We start from the raw sequence: 2,465 nt of genomic DNA on the forward strand, positions 1-2,465 counted from the left end.
CGCCCTCCGGCAGCGCGACGGTGTGCTCGCCCCAGCCGCCGAGGCGGTCGACCGACGCCTGCAGGCGCGTCGCGACGACCGCGACGCGCGGGTCGCCGCCCACCGTGCGGGCGTACGTGAGGCTGTGCCCCGACGAGTGCGCGAGCGGCACGTAGCCGGCGTCGGGGCCGACGAAGGCCTCGGGCACGTCCCGCCGCAGCCGCAGCGTGCGGGCCGTGACGAGCAGCTTCTCGTCGGCGAGGTCGCGCGGTCCGGCGCCGTCGTCGAGCCGCGCGAGCCGGGCGGCCAGCGCCTCGTGGTCGACCGGGCGGCGGTTGTCGGGGTCGACGAGCGTCGGCTCGGGGACCTCGGTGCCCTGGTAGACGTCGGGCACGCCGGGCAGCGTGAGCTGCACGAGCTTCGTGCCGAGCGTCGCCGCCCGCACCGCGGGACGTGTGCGCGCCTCCCACGCCGTCATGAGGTCACGGACCGCGGGGTCCTCGAGCGCGGCGCGCGCGGTGTCGAGGACCGCGCGCTCGTACGCCTCGTCGGGCGCCGTCCAGGTCGTGCGGGTCTTGGCCTCGCGGATCGCCTTCGTCAGGTACTCCGTGAGCCGGTCGGCGGAGATCGGTCCGTCCTGCGTCCACGTCCCCGCGAGCGTCTGCCACAGCAGGTTCTCGGTGCGCCCGTCGAGCAGCGTGCGGCGGAACGGCGCGGACGCCGCACGCAGCGAGTCGACGAGGGCCGACCACTCGAGCGGGAGCTCCGACAGCACACCGAGGCGGGCGCGTGTGTCCTCGCCGCGCTTGGTGTCGTGCGTCGAGAGCGTCGTCATGCCGAGCGGCGACGACACCTGCAGGTCCGCGGCCCACGCCGCGAGGTCCGTCGGCGTGAGCGCGAACCGCTCGGGCTCGCCGCCGACCTCGCACAGACCGACGAGGTGCGTCCAGCGGTAGAACGCGGTGTCCTCGACGCCCTTCGCCGTGACGGCCCCGCAGGTCTGCTGGAACCGCACGATGAGCTCGTCGCGCCGCCGCCCGCGGGTCAGGCCCGCGCTGCCGACCTCGCGGCCCAGCAGCAGGTCCACGAGCACGTCCATGGTCTCGCCGCGCTCGGGCGACAGGCGTGCGCGGGCCTCGGCCGCGGCCGCCTCGAGGACCTCGACGGACTCGGGCGGCACGGGGTTGCCCGGCACGACGTACGCGCGGTAGCGGTCGAACGCGACCAGCAGCTCGACGAGGCACTCCTCGAGCGCGCGCCACGTGTGGTCCCGCAGCCGCAGGTCCTCGGTGCAGATGTCGGCCGCGAGCGACGTGAGCCGGTGCACCTCGGCGTACAGCGGCCCGTCGACGATCTCGCGCTTGGCCTGCGCGGCGATCTCCGGGAACGCGTCCGACGTGTCGCCCGTGAGCCGGTGCATCGTGCCGCCCAGGATCGCCGCACCGCCGGGGTCGACGAACGTCTGCTGGATCCGCCAGAGGGCGTCGTAGCCGGTCGTGCCCGCGGTGTCCCAGTCGCCGGGCAGCCGCTCGTCGCCCTGCAGGATCTTCTCGACGACGACCCACGACTCGCCGCTCGCCTCGCGCAGCCGCGCGAGGTACCCGGCCGGGTCGGCCAGGCCGTCCGGGTGGTCGATGCGCAGCCCGTCGAGCGTCCCGTCGGCGACCAGGTCCAGCACCAGCCGGTGCGTCGCGTCGAACACCGCGGGGTCCTCGACGCGGATCGCGACGAGCGTCCCGACGTCGAAGAACCGCCGGTAGTTGAGCTCCTCGTCGGCGACGCGCCAGTAGGCGAGGCGGTAGTGCTGGCGCTCGAGCAGCTCGGCCAGGGGCAGCGCCTCGGTGCCCGCGCGGACGGGGAACACGTGGTCGTAGTACCGCAGCACGGGCCGCACCCCCTCGCCGGGGATGTCGGCCTCGTCGAGCCGCAGCTCGCCGCGGGCCAGCACGGCGCCGATCCGGTCGCCGAGCACGGGCATGAGCACGTCCCCGCCGCCCGCCGACCAGTCGACGTCGAACCACGACGCGAACGGCGAGTCGGCGCCCTTGTCGAGCACGGACCACAGCGGGCGGTTGTGCCACACGGGCGTGGGCACGGCCATGTGGTTGGGCACGATGTCGAGCACGAGGCCGAGCCCGGCCTCGTGCGCGACCGCGGACAGCCGGCGCAGGGCCGCGAGCCCGCCGAGCACCGGCGAGACCTCGTCGTGCGCGACCACGTCGTAGCCGTGCGTCGAGCCCGGCGCGGCCGTGAGGATCGGGGACAGGTAGACGTGCGTCACCCCGAGCGACGCCAGGTACGGCACGCGGGCCGCGACGTCGTCGAGCGTGAGGTCGGCGCCGAGCTGGACGCGGTACGTCGAGGTGGGGACGGGACGGCCCGGTCCGACGAGCCGACGTGCGGGCGTCGCCCGCGGGGTCGCGGTGCGCGGCTCCGTCATGCGCTCGGCGTCTTCCGCGTGCGTCGTCGCGGCTCGTCGCGGTCCG

Annotated in this window: 1 protein-coding gene; it reads right to left on the minus strand. The window is 75.4% G+C overall.

Annotated elements, in window-relative coordinates; genetic code table 11:
- Positions 1–2,419: malto-oligosyltrehalose synthase (gene treY / locus HGA02_RS16205; RefSeq protein ID WP_168680122.1), on the minus strand; the 2,419-nt coding region annotated here is incomplete at its 3' end.
- Positions 2,420–2,465: the final 46 nt, after the last annotated feature.

The sequence above is a fragment of the Cellulomonas septica genome, from assembly GCF_012396155.1.
GTDB classification, from domain to species: Bacteria; Actinomycetota; Actinomycetes; order Actinomycetales; family Cellulomonadaceae; genus Cellulomonas; species Cellulomonas septica.